Annotated in this window: 17 protein-coding genes and 1 pseudogene; 13 read left to right on the top strand and 5 right to left on the bottom strand. The window is 65.8% G+C overall.

Features of this window, described 5'->3' with window-relative positions:
* Positions 1-36 precede the first annotated feature (36 nt).
* The gene (locus ABE463_RS01795) at positions 37-1,824 is read left to right on the top strand and encodes a sensor domain-containing phosphodiesterase (RefSeq protein ID WP_346467048.1); all 1,788 of its coding nucleotides are present in this window, start codon (positions 37-39) and stop codon (positions 1,822-1,824) included.
* Here the strand turns inward: ABE463_RS01795 and ABE463_RS01790 are convergent.
* Positions 1,814-2,488 (bottom strand): ChrR family anti-sigma-E factor, encoded by a 675-nt coding sequence (locus tag ABE463_RS01790; RefSeq protein ID WP_259260015.1) that lies wholly within the window; start codon positions 2,486-2,488, stop codon positions 1,814-1,816. The two genes, ABE463_RS01795 and ABE463_RS01790, sit on opposite strands and share 11 nt — an antisense overlap.
* A complete protein-coding gene (locus ABE463_RS01785; RefSeq protein ID WP_259260014.1) occupies positions 2,485-3,111 on the bottom strand; it encodes a sigma-70 family RNA polymerase sigma factor in 627 nt (208 codons plus the stop codon). The genes ABE463_RS01790 and ABE463_RS01785 overlap by 4 nt, the downstream gene beginning before the upstream one ends.
* A gap of 189 nt (positions 3,112-3,300) precedes the next feature.
* On the opposite strand from ABE463_RS01785, the gene ABE463_RS01780 reads away from it, so the two are divergent.
* The 11 genes from ABE463_RS01780 (at position 3,301) to ABE463_RS01730 (ending at position 12,277) form a co-directional block, all read left to right on the top strand.
* Positions 3,301-4,524 carry an OmpA family protein gene (locus ABE463_RS01780; RefSeq protein WP_346467047.1) on the top strand — a complete coding sequence of 408 codons (1,224 nt, stop codon included), beginning with the start codon at positions 3,301-3,303 and terminating at the stop codon, positions 4,522-4,524.
* A 43-nt stretch (positions 4,525-4,567) separates the two neighbouring features.
* A complete protein-coding gene (locus ABE463_RS01775; RefSeq protein ID WP_346467046.1) occupies positions 4,568-4,957 on the top strand; it encodes a DUF6180 family protein in 390 nt (129 codons plus the stop codon).
* A 66-nt stretch (positions 4,958-5,023) separates the two neighbouring features.
* A complete protein-coding gene (locus tag ABE463_RS01770) occupies positions 5,024-5,605 on the top strand; it encodes a TetR/AcrR family transcriptional regulator (protein WP_346467045.1) in 582 nt (193 codons plus the stop codon).
* 56 nt (positions 5,606-5,661) lie between these two features.
* Complete coding sequence (locus tag ABE463_RS01765) at positions 5,662-6,762, top strand: alkene reductase (protein WP_346467044.1); 1,101 nt, start codon at positions 5,662-5,664, stop codon at positions 6,760-6,762.
* A 49-nt stretch (positions 6,763-6,811) separates the two neighbouring features.
* Entirely contained in the window at positions 6,812-7,195 is a 384-nt protein-coding gene (locus ABE463_RS01760; RefSeq protein WP_346467043.1) for a nuclear transport factor 2 family protein, read from the top strand.
* 130 nt (positions 7,196-7,325) lie between these two features.
* Positions 7,326-7,604 (top strand): hypothetical protein, encoded by a 279-nt coding sequence (locus ABE463_RS01755; RefSeq protein WP_346467042.1) that lies wholly within the window; start codon positions 7,326-7,328, stop codon positions 7,602-7,604.
* A gap of 125 nt (positions 7,605-7,729) precedes the next feature.
* A complete protein-coding gene (locus ABE463_RS01750) occupies positions 7,730-8,869 on the top strand; it encodes an SPFH domain-containing protein (RefSeq protein WP_346467041.1) in 1,140 nt (379 codons plus the stop codon).
* 21 nt (positions 8,870-8,890) lie between these two features.
* Positions 8,891-10,237: a TFIIB-type zinc ribbon-containing protein gene (locus ABE463_RS01745; RefSeq protein ID WP_346467040.1), complete on the top strand. Its 1,347-nt coding sequence runs from the start codon at positions 8,891-8,893 to the stop codon at positions 10,235-10,237.
* Entirely contained in the window at positions 10,234-10,500 is a 267-nt protein-coding gene (locus ABE463_RS01740; protein ID WP_346467039.1) for a hypothetical protein, read from the top strand. The genes ABE463_RS01745 and ABE463_RS01740 overlap by 4 nt, the downstream gene beginning before the upstream one ends.
* Before the next feature lie 70 nt (positions 10,501-10,570).
* On the top strand, positions 10,571-11,518 hold the full coding sequence (gene pip, locus ABE463_RS01735) for a prolyl aminopeptidase (protein WP_346467038.1): 948 nt from the start codon (positions 10,571-10,573) through the stop codon (positions 11,516-11,518).
* 9 nt (positions 11,519-11,527) lie between these two features.
* Positions 11,528-12,277 carry a sulfite exporter TauE/SafE family protein gene (locus ABE463_RS01730; RefSeq protein WP_346467037.1) on the top strand — a complete coding sequence of 250 codons (750 nt, stop codon included), beginning with the start codon at positions 11,528-11,530 and terminating at the stop codon, positions 12,275-12,277.
* A gap of 27 nt (positions 12,278-12,304) precedes the next feature.
* Here the strand turns inward: ABE463_RS01730 and ABE463_RS01725 are convergent, their stop codons facing one another.
* Complete coding sequence (locus tag ABE463_RS01725; RefSeq protein WP_346467036.1) at positions 12,305-15,691, bottom strand: autotransporter outer membrane beta-barrel domain-containing protein; 3,387 nt, start codon at positions 15,689-15,691, stop codon at positions 12,305-12,307.
* Positions 15,692-15,920: 229 nt separating this feature from the next.
* Here ABE463_RS01725 and ABE463_RS01720 point away from each other — a divergent pair, with 229 nt between their 5' ends.
* The gene (locus tag ABE463_RS01720; protein ID WP_346467035.1) at positions 15,921-17,144 is read left to right on the top strand and encodes an MFS transporter; all 1,224 of its coding nucleotides are present in this window, start codon (positions 15,921-15,923) and stop codon (positions 17,142-17,144) included.
* A 10-nt stretch (positions 17,145-17,154) separates the two neighbouring features.
* On the opposite strand, the gene ABE463_RS01715 is transcribed toward ABE463_RS01720, so the two are convergent.
* The gene (locus ABE463_RS01715; protein ID WP_346467034.1) at positions 17,155-17,952 is read right to left on the bottom strand and encodes a helix-turn-helix transcriptional regulator; all 798 of its coding nucleotides are present in this window, start codon (positions 17,950-17,952) and stop codon (positions 17,155-17,157) included.
* A 98-nt stretch (positions 17,953-18,050) separates the two neighbouring features.
* Positions 18,051-18,833 (bottom strand): annotated as a pseudogene (gene xth / locus ABE463_RS01710) (exodeoxyribonuclease III); the annotation flags it as partial.

The following is an 18,833-nucleotide window of genomic DNA, read 5'->3' as shown; positions in this document are numbered from 1 at the left end:
GACGGCCGCTCGCGCCCCGCCCCCAGTCGATACGAAATGAGCCCCCCACCCTCCCCCCTGGATGAACGACGCGCGGTGCTTTGCGCCATGCAGGTCGACGGCGTGGCGTCGTTGCCCGCGCTGGACCGGATCACCGCGCTTGCCGGCTACACGTTCAACGCGCCGGTGGCCTTCGTCTCGGTCCTGGGGGATGTGAAGCAGCGCTTCATTTCCCGGATCGGTCTACCCATGGCGCAGACCGACATGCGCTCGTCGATCTGCGCCCACGCTGTCACCTCCGGCGGCGTTCTGGTCGTCCCGGACCTCGAGCAGGATCCGCGTTTCCGCGACAACCCGCTGGTGACGCACAGTCCCCACCTGCGTTTCTATGCGGGCGCGCCGCTGGTGGCTAAAAATGGCGTGGCCATCGGTGCGCTGTGCGTCATGGACACCCGCCCGCGCACCTTTGACGAGCGGGATCAGGAGCAGTTGGCCACTCTGGCCGAGCTGGTGATCGCGCAACTTGAACTACGCAACCTTTCCGGCAACCTCGACCCGACCAGTGGGCTGCCAAGCCGGCACCAGTTCCATGCGGATCTGCCCGGCATCCTCGCGCGATGCGCCGAAGGAACGGCGTATGCCGTTGCGGTGGACATCCTCGACATTCCGCGGGCCAACCAGGTCGGCCAGGTGCTGGGCCTGCGCCCGCTGGAAGCCCTGATCCGGCGTGCCGGCGTCCGGCTGCGCACCGCGCTGGAGGACGTCGCGACCGTGTACCACGTCGGGGTGACCCGGTTCGCCTTCGTGGTCGAGATGCCGACCGCAGGCCACGTCGAGAGCCTGGTGCTGGAGCTGAGAACGCGCATGTTGCGTCCGCTGATGGCCGCCGCGGTCCCGATGTCCCCCCGTTTCCATGCCGGCATCTGTGCGGTCGATCCGGATGAAGAAGACAGCCACGACCTGCTGCGGCGGCTGCTGGTGAGCATGCATGGCGCGTTCGACGCGCGGCAGCCATTCTGCTGGTATTCCGCACAGCGCGACGAAAAGATGCACCGCGCCTACCGCCTGGCCTCGGATGCCGAACGCGGCCTGCAGAACGGCGACTTCCATCTGGACTACCAGCCGCGCTTCACCCTTGACGGTCGGCGCCCGGTCTCGGCCGAAGCGTTGATCCGCTGGAACCACCCCACCCTGGGGCCGATAAGCCCGGGCGAGTTCATTCCGGTCTTCGAGCGGACCGCACTGATCGATGAGGTGACCAACTGGGTGCTGGACACGGCGCTGGATCAGGTCCGGGCGTGGCGCGCCCAAGGGCAGGACATTCCCGTCTCGATCAATCTGTCCAGCAGTTATCTGTCCAATGCCTCGGCCTGGCATGACATCCGCAGCAAACTTGAGCACAGGACGCTGCCGTTCTCGATGATCGAACTGGAGATCACCGAAGGCGAATGGCTGCGTCCGGGGTCTCCGGCCATCGGCCACATCGCGGCGATGGCACAGGCCGGCATCACGGTGGCGATTGATGACTTCGGCAGTGGCTACAGCAATTTCAGCTACCTGTCCGACCTTCCCATCCACACCGTCAAGCTGGACAAGTCACTGATCGATGGCATCGCCAGCAGCTCGCGCGCCCGCGCCAAGGTCTCTGCCATTCATCATCTTGCGCACGAGCTGGGCTACCTCACCGTGGCCGAGGGCGTCGAGCATCAGGCGCAGGTGGATGTACTGGCCGCGATGGGGATCGACGAAGTCCAGGGCTACCTGCTTGCCCGGCCCATGGCGCCGGCCGCGGTGATGCAGGTGTTCGAACAGGCCGCGATCACACCGCGCCCCGTCAGAGTTTGAACACCTGCTGCAGCTTGCGCGCGAACCACCCGCTGAAGACCAGCGGCGCATCCAGCGCTGACACACAGATGCACGCCACACCGGGGGTGGTCACGGGCTGATGCTCGACGTCGCTGTCCAGATCGGCCACATCGCCGGGGGCGAAATGCCCCAGGGAATCGTCATAGGCGCCGCGGAGAATCTGGGTCAGCTCGCTGTTGCCATGGCTGTGCATGGGCAGGCATTTGCCGGGGGCGATCTTGAGCATGATCAACGACGGGTGCGCCGGTGCACGGATGCAGTGGACACCCGGCGCCATCCAGCGCCATTTCAGCGAGCGGTAGGACGTCCCGAAATGCGGTGCCAGCGCGGCCGGCAGTTGATCCGGATCGTGACCAGCGGCGCTGCGGACCACCGTGTCGTCATGCACGCCACCCGCAGGCGCGGCAGTATCCAGGCGCTCCAGCATGGTCTGCCGCAGTGCGGCCTGGCGATCCTCTGCCGAAGGCGGCGACAACTGCTGCTCCAGCAGCAGCCCGCCCACCCGTTCGGCCGAGCGCAGGTGCTGCCGGCAGTGGGCGCAGGCTTCCAGGTGCGCGGCGGCGACCACGGACATTTCCGCGGCCAAGGTCCCGGTGGCAAAGCCCAGGACGGTGGTCGGATCCAGATGGTGACGAGGGTTCACTGCCGCTCTCCCATCAAGGACTGCAGCTGAAGAAACGCACGTCGGATATGGGATTTCACGGTGCCCAGTGGCATATGCAGCTCGTTGGCGATCTCGGCGTGGGTTTTTGCTTCGAAGTAGGACATCCGGATCAATCGGGCCTGCGTTGCGGAGAGTTCGTCCAGCCGCTGCTTGAGCCTGACGTGCTCGGTATGCCGTTCGGCCAGCGAGCCGCCACCGTCCTCTTCCTCCGCCGCCTGCTCGACCACCTCATGGGCATGCACCCAGATATGTTCGCGACGTACCCGGTCGATATGCAGATTGCGCGCCACCCGATAAAGCCACGTGCCCAGGCTGCTGCGCGCCGGATCATAGAGCTCGGCCCGGTTCCACAGTTTCAGCAGTACTTCCTGGGCCAGATCCTCGGCCACGCCATCGGGCGCCCCCAACCCACTCAGGTAGCGGCACAGGCGCGGCATGAAGTGATCGTAGATGCGCATGAAGCACTCTCGATCGCGCGACGTGGCGACGCCGGCCATGTCGGCCGCCCAGGTTTTCAGCTCCGGGCTGGGTTGAGCGGGAACGGCAATCATCCGGGCAGCCTCGAACGGCGTCATCCTGGCGGTGGACGGGTCAGCGTCCATCGTAGGCGAGTTCCGGCAGATCGGGGACATGGGGTTCATGGCCGTGTTTACGGATGGCCGCGCGGTTTGGATGCACTCCCCCCCCTGCGCGTCGTGCGGGCGCCAGGTGTGGGCGCTGTGGCTTCACGCGATCTCAAGGCCGGCTGGACAAGACTCGCTGCCAGTCATCATCGCGGACCTCCCGGATTCATGCGCCCATCGAACGCTGAACTGCCCTTCCCGATCATTCCCCTCCTGCTGCTCTGCATGGCAGGCTGCTCCAAGGCCCCGCAGGCGCCCGATGGGGCTGCCGCCGTCCCGCCCGACGGCCCTCCCAGCGCAGTCACGGCATCATCCGCGGTCGCTGAGGAAGACGCGCCCGGCGACGTACCCGCCTTTCCCGTGGTCCCGAACATCGTCGTTCCGGACATCCTCGGGGTGACGCCGGCCCAGCGAGCGCTGGAAACCTCGATGCAGTCGATCCTGGACCCGGTCAACGGCATAACCGTCTCCCCTGCCCGCTGTGGCAGCGGTGGCGCGCTCATCAATGACGGGGGCATCACCCGCGTGGACGAGTCGGGGCAGCTGATGCGCAACGGTGATGAGGGCATCTTCATCATCAATGCGGACGGCAGCGGCACCGCCAACTTCGAGGGCGGCCTGGTCCGCGTCAACGCCGATGGCAGCGGCACCATCAACGGCACGGCGGGCGGCAGCGGGGATGGCGAGGGCGCCATCATCCGCGTGCAGGCCGATGGCTCGGGCACCTATAACGGCCCCGCCGGCCTGATCAGCCTGGATGGCAAAGGCGCAGGGACCTGGAACGGCGACAGCGGCCTGATCACCAACAATGGCGACGGCAGCGGCACCTGGAATGGCCCGCAGGGCCTGCTGCGCATCAATGCGGACGGCTCGGGCACGTGGAATGGCGAGGCGGGCCTGATCACCAATCATGGCGACGGCACCGGCACCATCGGCCCGCCCGCACGGGCAGTGAAGATGCCGCCGATGCCGCGACTTCAGCCTGCCGGTCGGTTCCCACCGCTGAAGAAATTCGCACCGCCGGGCGCGCCGTGCGGCTACCTGATCACGCTCAACGACCGCGTGCTGTTCGATTTCGACAAGCACGACATCCGGCCCGATGCCAGCCACCTGCTGGATACGCTCGCCACTGCCTTGACCGGGGTGGGCGCGAAACGGATGGACGTCCGCGGTCACACCGATGCCAAGGGCGATGACGCGTACAACCAGGCGCTGTCCGAGCGCCGTGCGTCGTCGGTGGTGAACGCGCTCAGGCAGCGCGGCGCGGCCCAGGACGCCACGGCCACGGGGTTCGGTGAATCCGAGCCGGTCGCCCCCAACCAGTTGGACGGCAAGGACAACCCGGCCGGGCGTCAGATGAATCGCCGGGTGGAGATATTCGTACGCACGTAACGCACTTCGCCGCTTCATCAACGCGGTTGCACAGGAGATACGCATGAGAAAAACAGCATTCGCTGCACTTGCCATCATGGCCTCGGTGGCAGGGATCTCGCCGGCGGGCGCCCAGGACTTCAGTCTGGGCTACGACGTCGACCGCTTCCCGGCCAAGACGCTCAGCCTGCAGGCCTGCCGCAGCGCCCTGTCGCGTGGTGCGACCGCCGTGGGTTACACCACCCGGGTGGACCAGGACCAGAAGACCCTGGTGGTGCATGTCTCCGCCCCGCCGGGAGACGGCCGCTCGCTGGTCGCCTATTGCGTGACCGCAGGCGACCAGACCGTGTTTCTGATCCAGGCCTTCGACTACACCCGCCCGAACAGTCCAGAGGTGGACCGTATCAAGGCACGGGTCGCCGCCGAGGTCAGGAAGGCGGCTGGGCGGGGCTGAATGCTTGCCCGCCCGCATCAGCGACGATACTAGACGACCGGTCAGATGTTGCGTATCGTCAGGGCCATGAAGAAGCCCGCCCACGAAACGCGCCAGCACATTCTCGACGTCACCCGCGCGCTGATGACCCGCAAAGGGTATACGGCCGTGGGCCTGGCCGAGGTCGTCGCGGCTGCCGGGGTGCCGAAGGGCTCGTTCTACTATTACTTCAAATCCAAGGAAGAGTTCGGCCTGGCCCTGCTGGACGAATACTTCTCCGCATACCTGGCCACGGTCGATCGGTTGTTGACCGCAGAGGGCGCCGGCGCGGAGCGCCTGGTGGGGTACTTCCAGTACTGGAAAGATACGCAGGGCTCGGATTTCCCCGACGACAAGTGTCTGGTAGTCAAACTCGGCCCCGAGATGTGCGACCTGTCCGAGGACATGCGCACGGTACTCAGAAAGGGCACCGACGCGATCATCCAACGCATCACCCGTTGCGCCGCACGCGGTCAGGCCGATGGCTCGATCTCCCCGGCCATCCCCGCCCCGGAGCTGGCCGAATCGCTGTATCAGCTCTGGCTGGGCGCCTCGCTGCTGGCCAAGCTCAACGACTCCACTACCCCGTTCGACACCGCACTGACCGCGTCACGCACCCTGCTGTCGTGACCGGGTTTTACCTGGTTACTAGACGACCGGTCACATATAAAGGTTCACTTTCCGTGATGGACAACACGTCCCGTTCCGATCTCTTCGCCCCCACCCACATGGGTGCACTCCAGCTGGCCAACCGTATCGTCATGGCGCCGATCACCCGTAGCCGCTACGGCGAAGACGGTGTCCCCCATGCGCTCCACGCCACGTATTACGCCCAGCGCGCCAGTGCCGGGTTGATCGTCGCCGAGGCGACCAACATCTCGCCCCAAGGGCGCGGGTATGCCGCCACACCCGGCCTCTGGAGCGATGCGCAGGTAGCCGGCTGGAAACAGGTCACCGATGCGGTGCATGCCGCCGGCGGAAAGATCGTCAGCCAGCTCTGGCACGTGGGGCGGTTCTCCAGCGTGGCCTTGCAGCCCGATGGTCAGGCACCGGTCGCGCCGTCGGCGATCAAGGCCGAGGGCGACACCTACACCGCCGACGGCTTCGTGCCGGTTTCGATGCCGCGCGCGTTGGAGACCGATGAGATCCCCGGGGTCGTTGCCCAGTTCGAGCTGGCTGCCCGCAATGCACAGCGCGCCGGCTTCGATGGTGTGGAAGTCCATGCGGCCAACAGCTATCTGCTGGACCAGTTCCTTCGTGATTCCACCAATCATCGCACCGATGGCTACGGTGGCTCGATCAAGAACCGCGCCAGGCTGACGCTGGAGGTGACCGAGGCGGTCGTGAACATCTGGGGCAGTGACCGCGTTGGCATCCGTCTGTCACCCGTCACCCCGGACGCGGGCAACACGCCGCCCGACAGCGACGTCATGGCGACCTACGGCTACCTCATCACGCAGTTGAACCGCTTCAACCTGGCCTATCTGCATTTTGTCGAGGGCGCGACCGCAACCACGCGCAGCGTTCCGGAGGGCGTCGACCTGGATGCCTTGAGTGCCACGTTCAACGGCGCCTTCATCGGCAACAACAACTACGACCTGGAGATGGCCATCTCGCGGCGTGCCGAGGGCCGCATCGATGCGGTCGCATTCGGTCGGCTGTTCATCTCGAACCCGGACCTCGTCGAACGCCTTCGCCGCGGTACGGAGCTGACCGTCGCACCGCGTGAGTCCTATTACGGCGGCGGCGCCAAGGGCTACACCGACTGGCCCACTGCCACCGAATGATGCCGCGCCCCCTCCCCCACGCCTCACCCCAACACCAAGAGGATTCACCATGAGCAACCCGACTTACGTGCAGGACTACAACGCCATCGTCGACGTACTGAATCAGTACAACGAGGGCGGCAAACAGGCCCAGAGCAGCATCATGAAACCTGCCTTCAGCGAGCAGGCCACGATCTTCGGCGTTGATGCAGACAATGCACTCGTCGGCGGCCCCATCCAGGGTCTGTTCGACACGATCGACACGGCATTTCGTCCCTCGCCTGAGGCGCGGGCGGCGATCGCGCGCATCGACATCGTCGGCACGGCGGCAAGTGCCCGGGTCGATACCGACGACATCTCCGGCTTCCGCTTCACGGATTTCTTCAATCTGCTGAAAGTGGAGGGTCGCTGGACGGTCGTCAGCAAGATCTACCACACACACACCAGCGCCTGAATCGGGCAGAGACACCGTGCAGGCCGTCGCGATGGCCTGCACATCCACCACGCGACATGGTCTTAACCCACGCTCTTTATGCTGACCCTCCCCGACCGGTCATGGGTCGCGATCATGGAAAGGAGTGCTGATGAAGACGCTGTGTGCCGCGACGTTCGCAAGCTGCCTGCTCGCCGCCAGTCCGGTGGCGTTTGCCGAAGTGGCCAATCTCACCAACAGCGCCGACGGCGCCAATCGCGATGCAGGTATCGCGGCGGTGAAGAAGAAACTGCAGGATGCCTGCACTGACCGCAAAGGCACGCCGGATATGGACTCGTTCGAAGTGGTCTTCGAGAAGACCAGCGAGAACCCGAATGTGCCCAAGCCGTACTACGTTGACGGCAAGCTGAAGTGCGACCTGCCCGGTTGATCGGCCCCGGGCGGCCGCACACGCTGCCTGGCCCGCCCTGGGTCACTACCGGCGCACTGGCTGCTGATATAGTGCGGTGAGCACGATGGGCACGGTGCCCGTCCACGAATCGCAGGGAGTGAGTCATGGGTCTTCGTCAGGCAGTGGCAGGGGCAGTCGGTGGTGTTCTGGCCGACCAGTGGAAGGATTTCTACACCGTGCCGACTGGCCTGCCCTCCACGGCAGCGCTGTTCGCGGCGGTGCCGCGTGGCACCAATGCCGGGCGCGGCTCCAACACCAGCGCCTCCTCCAACATCATCACCAACGGCTCGAAGATCGTCGTGCCCGAAGGGTATGGCCTGCTGCTGTTCCAGGACGGCGCGATCACCGGCTTTGTCGCCGAGCCGGGTGGCTATGAATGGCGCTCGGATGATCTGAACTCGCAGTCGATCTTCGCCGGCGACGGGTTCGTCAGCCCGCTGATCAAGCAGAGCTGGGAACGCTTCAAGTTCGGTGGCCAGCCGGGGTCGCAGCAGGCCGCGTTCTTCGTCTCACTGAAGGAGCTGCCGGACAACCGCTTCGGCACGCAGTCCGAAATCTACTGGGACGACGGCTTCCTCGGCACGCAGGTCGGCGCGGTCACGCGTGGCTCGTACACGCTGAAGATCATCGATCCGATCCTGTTCGTGAAGAACTTCGTACCGGCCAGCTACCTGCAGCCCGGCCAGGTGTTCGATTTCACCGATCTGGACAACGCGGCCGCCAGCCAGCTGTTCAATGAAGTGGTGGGCTCTCTCGCGCCGGCCTTCAGCCTGTATACGAACGATCCGGGCAAGGGCAACCGCATCACCAAGCTGCAGCAGGATTCGCTCGGCTTTGCGCAGAGCCTGTCCGCTGCCGTCGAGCAGGGTTACCAGTGGAAGTCCGACCGCGGCCTGGCCATCGTCAAGACCGCCATTGTCTCGATCGAGTACGACGCCAACACCCGCGAGCTGCTCAAGACCGTGCAGCGCGCCGATGCATTGGCCGGCTCACGTGGCAATTCCAACCTGCAGGCCAGTGTCGCCCAAGGCATCCAGTCGGCAGGCGAGAATGGCGGTGCTGCCGGCCTGGTCGGCGTGGGCATGGCCTCGGGCATGCTCGGGGTCGGCGGCATGCAGCAGCCGGTCGCGCCGGCGGCGGATGATCCGGTCGCGAAGCTGAAGAAGGCCAAGGAAATGCTGGACCTCGGCCTGATCACCCAGGACGACTACGACAAGCTCAAGGCCAAGGCGCTGGGGCTGTAAGACACCGAGCGCACCGACACCATGTCCGACCCCAAGATGCCTCCGCCGATCCCGGCGGTCCCGCCACCGTTGCCGCCCTCTCCGGCGACGCCGGTCACCGGCCCGGGCTCGCCCCGGGATGTGCCACCACTGCCGGGCAGTTTCCCGGTCGATCCAGCCACCCTGCCCCAGCCCATCCGTGATGAGGTGCAGGCGCCGGACCCCGTGGCCCTGGACACCTCGGCGGCAGAGCTCAAGGATGGCCTCAACCGCTGCCCGAAATGCGGCTCCAGCGATATCCGGCTCAAGCTGGGTAGCGATCTGCTGATCTGCCAGTTCTGCCGTCACGAATGGCATGGCGACCGCGTTGAGGAGGCCTTCGGGTTTGGCGAAGGGATCGATCAGCTGCGCGGCACGGTCATTGCGTCCGGTGCACGCGACATCGAAGCCGATACCGCCAGCCTGATGAGCTTCAAGTGCACCGGTTGCGGCGCCGAAGTCACGATCAACACCGAAAGTACGATGACCGCACGCTGCCACTGGTGCCGCCATGTGTTCGGGGTCAACGAACAGATCTCCAACGGCGCGGTGCCCGATGCGGTACTGCCGTTCCATATCAGCAAGGACGATGCGGTCGCGCGGATCCGCCAGTTCGTGGACAAGCGCCGCCTGTTCGCGCTCAAGGCGTTCAAGGACCAGTTCACGCCGGAGAATGTCACCGGCGTCTATCTGCCTTACATGATCGTGGACAGCAATGTCAGCGCCAGCGTGTCCGGCAAAGGCGAGATCCAGACACGGCAGTACACCCGCGGCACCGAGAAGAACAAGAAAACCTACTACGACGCCGATATCTACCAGGTGGACCGGCAGGTGGATTTCACCGTGGACGATCTCACCATGGAATCCTCGGCCGAGCGTGGCAACCTCGATACGCAGACCAACACCAACAACATCATCAACGCGATCCTGCCGTTCGACACCAAAAATGCGCTGAAGTGGAACGCCTCCTATCTGGCCGGTTTCACCTCGGAAAAGCGCAACGTGGACGTCGAGACGCTGCGCCCGCGCCTGGAAGATCAGCTGCTGTCGATCGCCCGCGCGCAGGTGGAAGGCTCGGTACGCCGGTACGACCGCGGTGTGCGCTGGGAGCGCGAGCGGGTGGATGTGCACGGCACCCGCTGGGTCTCCATGTACCTGCCGGTGTGGCTGTACTCGTATCACCAGCCGGGCCGCAACGGCGGCATGCTGCACTACATCGCGGTGAATGGCCGCACCGGTGAAACCATGGGCAGCGTGCCCGTGCAGCAGTGGAAGCTGCTGCTGGCCGCGCTCACCACCGGCACGATCATTGAAGCCCTCGTTCTCTTCTTCCTGGTAGCTGCCGCATGAGTGATGACAGTGGACTCTGGTTGCTTGCCGCCGGCCCCGCCGGTGCAACGGCGTTGTACTGGGCGTTGTATCGGTATTACCGGAATACCGACAAATCGCATGCCTTCGAGCACGAAACGACCATCGAAGCCAAACCGGTGACCGGTGCGGATCGCAAGGTCGACACCATCACTGGCACGCAGGAACGGCGGATCCGTGGCGACAATGTGCGTGCGTACCGGACACGCGTTCAGCGCGACAGGGAAAGCCCGCCGCCTTTGTGACGCGTCACGGACGCGGCTCGACGAACCCGGGCGGTATCATGTGGCGTCAGTTTTCCGTAGGACGCCTACCATGCGCACGCTCTACCCGGCGATCACACCCTTCCGCACCCATCAGGTGGCGGTCGATGACCTGCACACGTTGTTTGTCGAGGAGTGCGGCGCTCCTGACGGCATTCCGGTGGTGTTCCTGCATGGCGGGCCGGGTGCCGGCGTATCGCCCACCCACCGGCGCTTCTTTGACCCGTCACGTTATCGCATCGTCCTGATCGACCAGCGCGGCAGCGGCCGCTCCATGCCGTTCGGCGAACTGCGCGACAACACCACGCAGCACCTCGTCGCGGATGTCGAGACGATCCGCACCCTGCTCGGCATCGAGCGCTGGCTGGTGTTTGGCGGTTCCTGGGGCTCGACCCTGGCATTGGCGTACGCGCAGGCACATCCAGAACGCGCCACCGGCATCATCGTGCGCGGCGTCTATCTCGGCCGCGCCGAAGAGAACCGCTGGTTCGCCGAGGCCGACGGCGGTGCGCGCTGGATGTTCCCGGAGCGCTGGGCGGCCTACGAGGCGCATATCCCTGAAGACGAACGCGGCGACATGATCGCCGCATACTGGCGTCGCCTGGACAGCCCGGACGAAGCGACCCGCATCGCCGCCGCGCAGGCCTGGCTGGGGTGGGAAGATCACGCGGCCACGCTGGAACACGACGTCGATGCCGTGTCGGGTGATGATCCACTGCACACCCTGGCCAAGGCGCGCATCGAAGCGCATTACTTCCGCAACCATGCCTTCCTCGATCATGCGCAGCTGCTGCGCGATATCGACCGCATCCGGCATCTGCCGGGCGTGATCGTGCAGGGCCGCTACGACATCATCTGCCCGGCGCGCAGCGCGTGGGACCTGGCCTGTGCCTGGCCCGAAGCCTCGCTGCAGATGGTGGTGTCCGGTCACAGCGCAACGGAACCGGCGACCGCCGATGCTCTGGTGCGCGCGACGGATGCTTTCGCGGACGCGCAGTAAGGAGTCATCGTGGATTCGATCTACCTGGTGGTGGCGTTGGGCGCCATCGTGGCGGGCTTTGTGCAGGGACTGTCGGGCTTCGCGTTCGGGCTGGTGGCGCTGTCCTTCTGGGCCTGGGTGCTGGATCCGAAGCTTGCGGCCACGCTCTCGGTGTTTGGCGCCCTGACCGGCCAGCTGCTGGCGACCTTCACCGTGCGCCGCGGCTTCAATTTGAAGACCCTGCTGCCCTTTGTTATGGGTGGGCTGGCTGGCATTCCGCTGGGTGTCTACCTGCTGCCCATGCTCGACATGAACTGGCTCAAGGCGATCCTGGGCACCTTGCTGGTGCTGTGGTGCCCGGCGATGCTGCTGTCACGTCAGCTGCCGCGTGTCACGGCGGGTGGGCGCGCGGCCGATGGTGTGGTGGGATTTGCCGGCGGCATCATGGGCGGTCTTGGAGGATTCACCGGCACCCTGCCGACGCTGTGGTGCACGCTGCGCGGTTACGAGCGTGACGTGCAGCGCTCCGTGGTCCAGAACTTCAACCTGTCCATGCTGCTGGTGACCATGGGCACCTATGTCGGGACCGGCATCGTCACCCGCGAGATGCTGCCGATGTTCGCCATCGTCGCGCCAGCCATGTTGATCCCGACCCTGCTCGGCACCCGCCTCTACATCGGCATCAGCGACCTGCGGTTCCGGCAGATCGTGCTCAGCCTGCTCACCGTGTCCGGGATCGCGTTGCTGGCCTCGTCGTTGCCGGCGCTGCTGGGCTCATGATTCCTTCCCCCGTTTTACAGCCGCTACTCACCAGCGTGCTTTGACGCCAAACTGTGCGCTCGCACTGCGGTAGCCGCCATCACCACGCTGCAGGCCAAGATCGCCCCATGCCGACCAGCGCTTCCCAAGCTGCAGCATCGCGCCGCCACGCACTTCGTAACGGTTCTTCGCCACCGCGCCTTCGATCAGCGCATCGTCCATCCAGACGCGGTTGCCGCCGCTTTCGTGCAGCCAGTGCGCAGCAATGAACGGCTGCACGCGACGATCCTCGCTGCGTACGTCGCCGCTCAGGCGTATACCCATCCGCGAGGAAAGCCCACCTGCGGCAGCGGTGGACACCTGGGTGCCGTTGAGCTCGGTAAGATGGTCGGCGCGGTAGTCGGTATGGATGACCTGCAGTTGCGGCTGCACCATCAGTTGGGCCCCGCTTCGCGTGCGCAGTGCCCACGTGTAGCCCGTCTCAAGCGAGGCGGCCTGCGTCTGGGCATCCTGGTGCTCCTTCGCCAGCCCGATCCCCTGCACGGTGTTGCGGTAGCGACCATGCTGGATCCAGCCATCGGCATAGGCCCCCGTTCCTTCGTCCGGACGCTGCAGCCACGCAGCGTAGATTCCCAACGCGGCGCCCTTTACCGTGCCCGTCGCGGTGTAACCACTCAGCTGCGACTGCACATCGCTCGAGGACTGCCCGGCGGCCAGCAATACACCGGCGCGGCCCTGGCTGGCTCCGCCCCAGTGCAATACATCCATACCCCCCATCAGTACCGACGCACGCCCCGTCAGCGCAAGCTGACCGGCGACATCCTGCCGCGTGTGGCTGCTGCTGACGCGCAGCCAACCGTCACCTCGTGCGCCGGCCATGGTGTCAGCGCCATCGCGGTCCTGCAGCCGGTGCTGGAACAGGGACACGGCGGCCGCCTGGTTGGCCAGGTAGGCGCCTGCCTCAGGCCGCACGATCTGCGGCGGGCGTGGGCGATTGCAGTCGGCATCGCCTTCCTCGGCCTCGCAAGGATCGGGTGGAATGATGCCGCAGCCCGGACCCGCGGGATCGGTCTCGCAGGGCTCTGGTGCCGGTCCGATGCAGCCAGGGCCGGCCGGGTCGAGCTCACACGGCGCCGGCGGCGGCGGCGGCTCGGCACAGCCGGGGCCGTTGGGGTCGAGATCGCACGGGTCCGGCGGGGTCGGCGACAGCGCAGAACGCAGGTACCAACCGCCATCGCCAGGCGTGGTGACACCACCCTTGTGCAGGAAATAATCGTAGCTGCCCGCCACAGCGCGCCCACTCAGGGTGTAGACCGCATCGGACTGGCCATCGACCTGGATCAACTGGATGCCGTTGGTCGTCTGCGCGCCCAGACCATGCACATTGTTGACCTGGATGCCGGCGCTGCCACGGGTATCGCCGCGCACGTGCAGGAAGTCGATCCGGGAGCTGTCGTCGCCCAGCGCCCCATTGAAAATCAGCAGCGCGTTGCTTGCATCAACGTCGCCGGACACAGTGAGTCGGTTGAATGTCGTGCTGCCCGCTGCCGACAAGGCCAGGGTGCTGTCGTGCAGGCTCAGCTGGCCTACGCTGGCGTCACCGGTCAGGGTCCAGCGGCTGTCGTCGGACAGTGCCACCTGGTTGACTACCGAGCTGGCACCCACCCAGTGCGAGCGGCCGTTGAGGCGCACGCGGATGTCGGCCACGACGGGGACGCCAGCGGCGATGTCCTCCGGGGTGATCACGATATCGCCCTGCGCATGCGCATCCTGATCCAGGCGGAGCTCGAACGGGCTGGCAAACGCCGCATCCACCGCCATCAGCGTGCCATTGCCACCGATCAGCCGGGCACCGTTGCGTACCGTCACCTCGCGTGCGGTGCGCACCCACAACGCGGCATGCCGCTCACTGATCAGCGAGCCGCCATCGATGTCGAGCCGGCCGTTGGCATTGACCACGCCGGCATAGGCATCCATGCCCTGTGTGCGCACGTGGGTGTTGCGAAGTGTCAACTCTCCCGGGCCACCACTGAGCACGCCGTACCCCTTGGTGCCGGTGGTCAAGAGGCTGCTGTCGTGCACGTGCACGGCACCACCAAGGCGTGCAATCGCGCCGATGCTGCCGGCGCCGGTGGTGGTGACGTCGACGCGATCGGCTTCGAAGACCGGCCGCCGCCCGCCAGTGTCCTGGGATGCATACAGACCATGCGCCGAAGCGCCTGCCGTTCGCATCGTCAGCCCATCCAGTGTCGCAAGGCCTTCGCGGTTGTCGATGCCCACGCCCGCATCGCTACGGGTGGTGATGCTGCCACCCTGCATGGTCAACGTCGATTCACTGGGCAGCCAGATGCCGGTGCCGATGAAGCCGTCCGTGGTGATGTCCACGTCGCTCAGCCGTACATCGCTGCCATCGCCGTTGATGTTGATACCGTAGTGGCCCGCGGTGATCGTCGTCCCGAGGATGTCGACCTGGTTGTTGGCCCAGAGGAACACACCATCACCACGATCGTGGTCTGAGCGCAGTTCGCTGTTCTCGATGCGCAACGTGCCACCGCTGAGATCGACGGCGCGGGATTGGCTGCCGGAGACGTGGACGTCGGCATCGATCAGCGTCACGGTGCCGCCGCCAGTAATACCCTTCGCGCCATCTCCTTCCGTGCGGATGCGGCTGTTGGTGAGCGTCAGCGTGGAGCCGACGTACGCCCGGGCGCCGGCACTGCCATATCCCCCGGTGCTCACGTCCAGATTGTCGCCCTCGATGCGCCCACCGTTAAGTGCAAACAGGCCGTCGGCGTTGTTGCCGTCGGTCCGGATGCTCGCATCACGCAGCGTCACCTTCCCGGTGTCTGCCATCACTGCATGAGACTGGTTGCCGCCGGTCTGGATGCGTCCGCCGACCATGTCCACCTGCGCATTGCCGGTGGCCACCAGCCCGTGCGAGCCATCACCGGAGGTCTCCAGCGTCGCATTGCGCATCACCAGGGTGCCCGCATCGATCTGGGCTGCGGTGCTGCGCAGGCCGCGGGTGGTTACCTTCGTGCCCTGCCCGGCGGCGTCTGCCTGCAGCTCGATGCGGCCGCCCGTGGCGACAGAAAGCCCAACCGCACTGGCCCCCGAGGTGGTGATGTCACCCGCAGCGAAGACGAGCGTGCCTGCACTTTCGGCGCGGGCCGCGGCCGTATTGGCACCGATGGCGTTGAGCGATACGGGCCCGCCGGAGCCGATGCTGCCCCCGTTGAGGGCGTGGAAGACATGTCCGGCAACGCCGTCATCGGTCGACGCATAGCTGCCGGCGATGACGTCGAGCTGGTGACCATCGGCGACCACCGGCCCCAGACTCTGCGCCAGGACGGGCGCGCTGCACGTACAGGCCACCGCGATGGCGAGCGAAAGGGGGCGCAGACGGTTCAGAGGGCGGGGGGCGCGAGAGGTCATGCAGGAATAGCCGGTCTCTATGTAGCCGGCGACTTTAGGAGCGCTGCCTTGCTGCGGATATGCAATTAGTTGTAAATCCACAGCCGCATCGATGTCCTGAACGCGACGACGGATGCCCAATTCGCGAGAGACGGGACCCGGACTCGGGCCTACGCTACGCATCCTGCCTCCCCTCGCAGCTGCAGCGTAGCCAGCGCGCCTGGGCTCCCCCGTTCCTGATCGTGCCCTCATGCCCCCTGAAACCGTTGCCCCGCCCGTGATTCCGGCCGAACCCCTCAGCCCCGCCCCGAACCAGGGCTTCGCGGTGCGCATCGTCGGCGCCGCGGCCTTCGCCCACCTGCTCAACGACATGATCCAGGCCGTGCTGCCGGCGGTCTATCCGATGTTCAAAAGCCAGTTCTCGCTCACTTTCGGCCAGATCGGCATCATCGGCCTGGTGTACCAGGTCACCGCCTCGCTGCTGCAGCCGTGGGTGGGCATGTACACCGACAAGCGGCCGCTGCCGTATCTGCTTCCGTCAGGGATGGTCGCTACCTTTATCGGCATCGCGCTGATGGCGCTGGCGAACCGCTACGAAACGCTGCTCATCGCCGCGGCCATCGTTGGCATCGGGTCGGCCACCTTCCACCCGGAAGCCTCGCGCGTGGCACGGATGGCCTCGGGCGGTCGTTTCGGCACGGCGCAGTCCACCTTCCAGGTTGGCGGCAATACCGGCTCGGCGATCGGCCCGCTGCTGGCGGCGGCCATCGTCATCCCGCACGGGCAGCGCGCAATCGCGTGGTTCATGCTGGCGGCGGCGCTGGCGATCTGGGTGCTGTTCCGCCTCACCGGTTGGACCATCCACCACGGCCAGGCCAAGATGAAACGGTTGGCCACGGGCCATGGCGTCGGGCTGAGCCGCGGCAAGGTGATCCAGGCCATCGCCGTGATCGCGGTGCTGATGTTCGCCAAGTTCGTCTACATCGCCTCGTTTACCAACTACTTCACCTTCTATCTGATCGAGCGCTTCGGCCTGACCGTGCAGCAGAGCCAGATGTACCTCTTCATCTTCCTGGCCTCGGTCGCGCTGGGCACCTTCATCGGTGGACCGGTCGGCGACCGCATCGGGCGCAAGGCGGTGATCTGGATATCGTTCCTGGGCGTTGCACCCTTCGCGCTCGCCCTGCCCTACGCCAACCTGATGGGCACGGCGGTGCTGGCGGTGGTGATCGGACTGGTGATGTCCTCGGCGTTCGCTGCGCTGGTGGTGTACGCGCAGGAAGCAGTGCCGGGCCGTGTGGGCATGGTGTCGGGATTGATGTTCGGTCTGATGTTCGGTATTGGCGGTATCGGCGCGGCCGGGCTGGGCAACCTGGCGGACGTGCATGGGATCGTGTGGGTCTACCACTTCACCTCGTACCTGCCGCTGCTCGGGCTGGCGACGGCGTTCCTGCCGAAGACGAACATGCACTGAAGCCTCTGGCTCAGTGGAAGAACTGACTCGGCAGCTGTCCGAAGCGCTTCTTGAACATCGCGGTAAAGGCGCTCGGACTGGCATAGCCCAGCGCGAGCGCCACGTCGATCACCTTCTCACCGTGCGCCAACTGTTCCAAAGCGCGCAGCAGCCGCGCCTGTTGGCGCCATTGCCCGAAGGTCATGCCCAGCTCGCGTGCGCACAGGCGCTGGATGGTTTTGACGTCCACGCCCACACGCCGGGCCCAGTGCTGAAGCGTCGATGGGTCGTCAGGCGTGGATTCCAGCTGCTGACCGATGAGCTGCAGGCGTGGGTCGGTGGGCTGAGGCAGGTGCAGTGGCAGTACCGGCAGTAGCTGCAGCTCATCCAGGATCAATTGCATCAGCCTGCCATCGCGCGAATCGGCCTGGTACGGTGCGGCGACATCCATCGCCGCGTGGATCAGGGCCGCCAGCAAAGGCGTGACCGAGACCGTCGACGCACTGGCCGGCGGCTGGGCAATCGCCTGCGGCAGGATGTACAGGCTGCGCATGCCGACCGCGCCGATGCAGCTGACCTTGTGCCCCATGCCGGCCGGGATCCAGATCGCGCGCGTGCTCGGGACGACCCAGCGCCCCGCCCCGGCCTGGACCACCAGCACGCCGGTTTCGGCATAGACCAGCTGATGGCGGTCTGGATGATGATGCAGGGCGATGATCGTTCCGGCCGGATACTCACGCGCTCGGCAGAACACGGGGGTCTCTGGACCGGCAGGCAGCCGCTTGCCTTCGCCGACCCCCGCGGCGATGTCTCTTTTCCGATATGGCATGGCAATACCCTCGCAAACGGCCTGCCGGACGACTCTACCGCGTCAGGGGTGTTTTCGATATCGGTCCGCTACGGCTATCGGGGCTTCGGCGGCGCCAGTACCTCGATCCAGGTCGGCGCGTGATCGCTGGGCTTTTCCAGCGCCCGCACCCAACCGTCAACGCCTGCGTCCTTGAGGCGAGGCGCAAGCACTGGATTGAGCAGCAGATGATCGATGCGTAGCCCGCGGTCGCGGGCGAAGTGCTCACGGAAGTAGTCCCAGAAGGTGAAGATCTGGGCATCGCCATGCACCGCGCGCAGGCTGTCGGTCCAGCCCTGGTCGAGCAGCGCCTGGTAGGCCTCGCGGACCTCGGGCTGCAGCAGCGCGTCCTTCCGCCACGATTTGGGGTCGTAGATATCCGCATCCGTGGGCACGACGTTGAAATCGCCGATCAACGCGACCGGGTGCGGTAGCGCGACCAGGCTTTTCGCGTGCCGATGCAGGCGTTGCATCCACGTCAGCTTGTAATCGAACTTGGGCCCCGGCCGCGGATTGCCGTTGGGTAGGTACAGACCGCCCACGATCACACCATGCGCTGCCGCTTCCAGATAACGACTCTGATCATCTTTGGGATCCCCGGGCAACCCGCGCCGGCTTTCGATCGGGTCCTGCCCACGGGCCAGCAGCGCAACGCCGTTCCACGAGCGCTGCCCCTGCCAGATGCAGCCGTATCCAGCGTCGCGGATGGCCGCTTCCGGAAAGGCTTCCTGCGTCGCCTTGAGTTCCTGCAACGCTACGATGTCCGGTTGTTCGCGCGCCAGCCATGCGAGCAGATGCGGCAGCCGGGTCAGCACGCCGTTGACGTTGAAGGTCACGATTTTCAGGCGCTTTCTGGTGGGCAT

Source organism: Stenotrophomonas sp. TWI819 (genome assembly GCF_039673075.1).
Lineage (GTDB): Bacteria > Pseudomonadota > Gammaproteobacteria > Xanthomonadales > Xanthomonadaceae > Stenotrophomonas > Stenotrophomonas rhizophila_B.
This window is presented reverse-complemented; position numbering and strand designations above follow the sequence as displayed.

Excerpts from the sequence above, each read along its gene's own strand:
- ABE463_RS01795 (WP_346467048.1), top strand. The coding sequence starts at position 37 with ATGAGCCCCCCACCCTCCCCCCTGGATGAACGACGCGCGGTGCTTTGC.
- ABE463_RS01785 (WP_259260014.1), bottom strand. The coding sequence starts at position 3,111 with ATGGACGCTGACCCGTCCACCGCCAGGATGACGCCGTTCGAGGCTGCC.
- ABE463_RS01780 (WP_346467047.1), top strand. The coding sequence starts at position 3,301 with ATGCGCCCATCGAACGCTGAACTGCCCTTCCCGATCATTCCCCTCCTG.
- ABE463_RS01775 (WP_346467046.1), top strand. The coding sequence starts at position 4,568 with ATGAGAAAAACAGCATTCGCTGCACTTGCCATCATGGCCTCGGTGGCA.
- ABE463_RS01770 (WP_346467045.1), top strand. The coding sequence starts at position 5,024 with ATGAAGAAGCCCGCCCACGAAACGCGCCAGCACATTCTCGACGTCACC.
- ABE463_RS01765 (WP_346467044.1), top strand. The coding sequence starts at position 5,662 with ATGGACAACACGTCCCGTTCCGATCTCTTCGCCCCCACCCACATGGGT.
- ABE463_RS01760 (WP_346467043.1), top strand. The coding sequence starts at position 6,812 with ATGAGCAACCCGACTTACGTGCAGGACTACAACGCCATCGTCGACGTA.
- ABE463_RS01755 (WP_346467042.1), top strand. The coding sequence starts at position 7,326 with ATGAAGACGCTGTGTGCCGCGACGTTCGCAAGCTGCCTGCTCGCCGCC.
- ABE463_RS01750 (WP_346467041.1), top strand. The coding sequence starts at position 7,730 with ATGGGTCTTCGTCAGGCAGTGGCAGGGGCAGTCGGTGGTGTTCTGGCC.
- ABE463_RS01745 (WP_346467040.1), top strand. The coding sequence starts at position 8,891 with ATGTCCGACCCCAAGATGCCTCCGCCGATCCCGGCGGTCCCGCCACCG.
- ABE463_RS01740 (WP_346467039.1), top strand. The coding sequence starts at position 10,234 with ATGAGTGATGACAGTGGACTCTGGTTGCTTGCCGCCGGCCCCGCCGGT.
- pip (WP_346467038.1), top strand. The coding sequence starts at position 10,571 with ATGCGCACGCTCTACCCGGCGATCACACCCTTCCGCACCCATCAGGTG.
- ABE463_RS01725 (WP_346467036.1), bottom strand. The coding sequence starts at position 15,691 with ATGACCTCTCGCGCCCCCCGCCCTCTGAACCGTCTGCGCCCCCTTTCG.
- ABE463_RS01720 (WP_346467035.1), top strand. The coding sequence starts at position 15,921 with ATGCCCCCTGAAACCGTTGCCCCGCCCGTGATTCCGGCCGAACCCCTC.
- ABE463_RS01715 (WP_346467034.1), bottom strand. The coding sequence starts at position 17,952 with ATGCCATATCGGAAAAGAGACATCGCCGCGGGGGTCGGCGAAGGCAAG.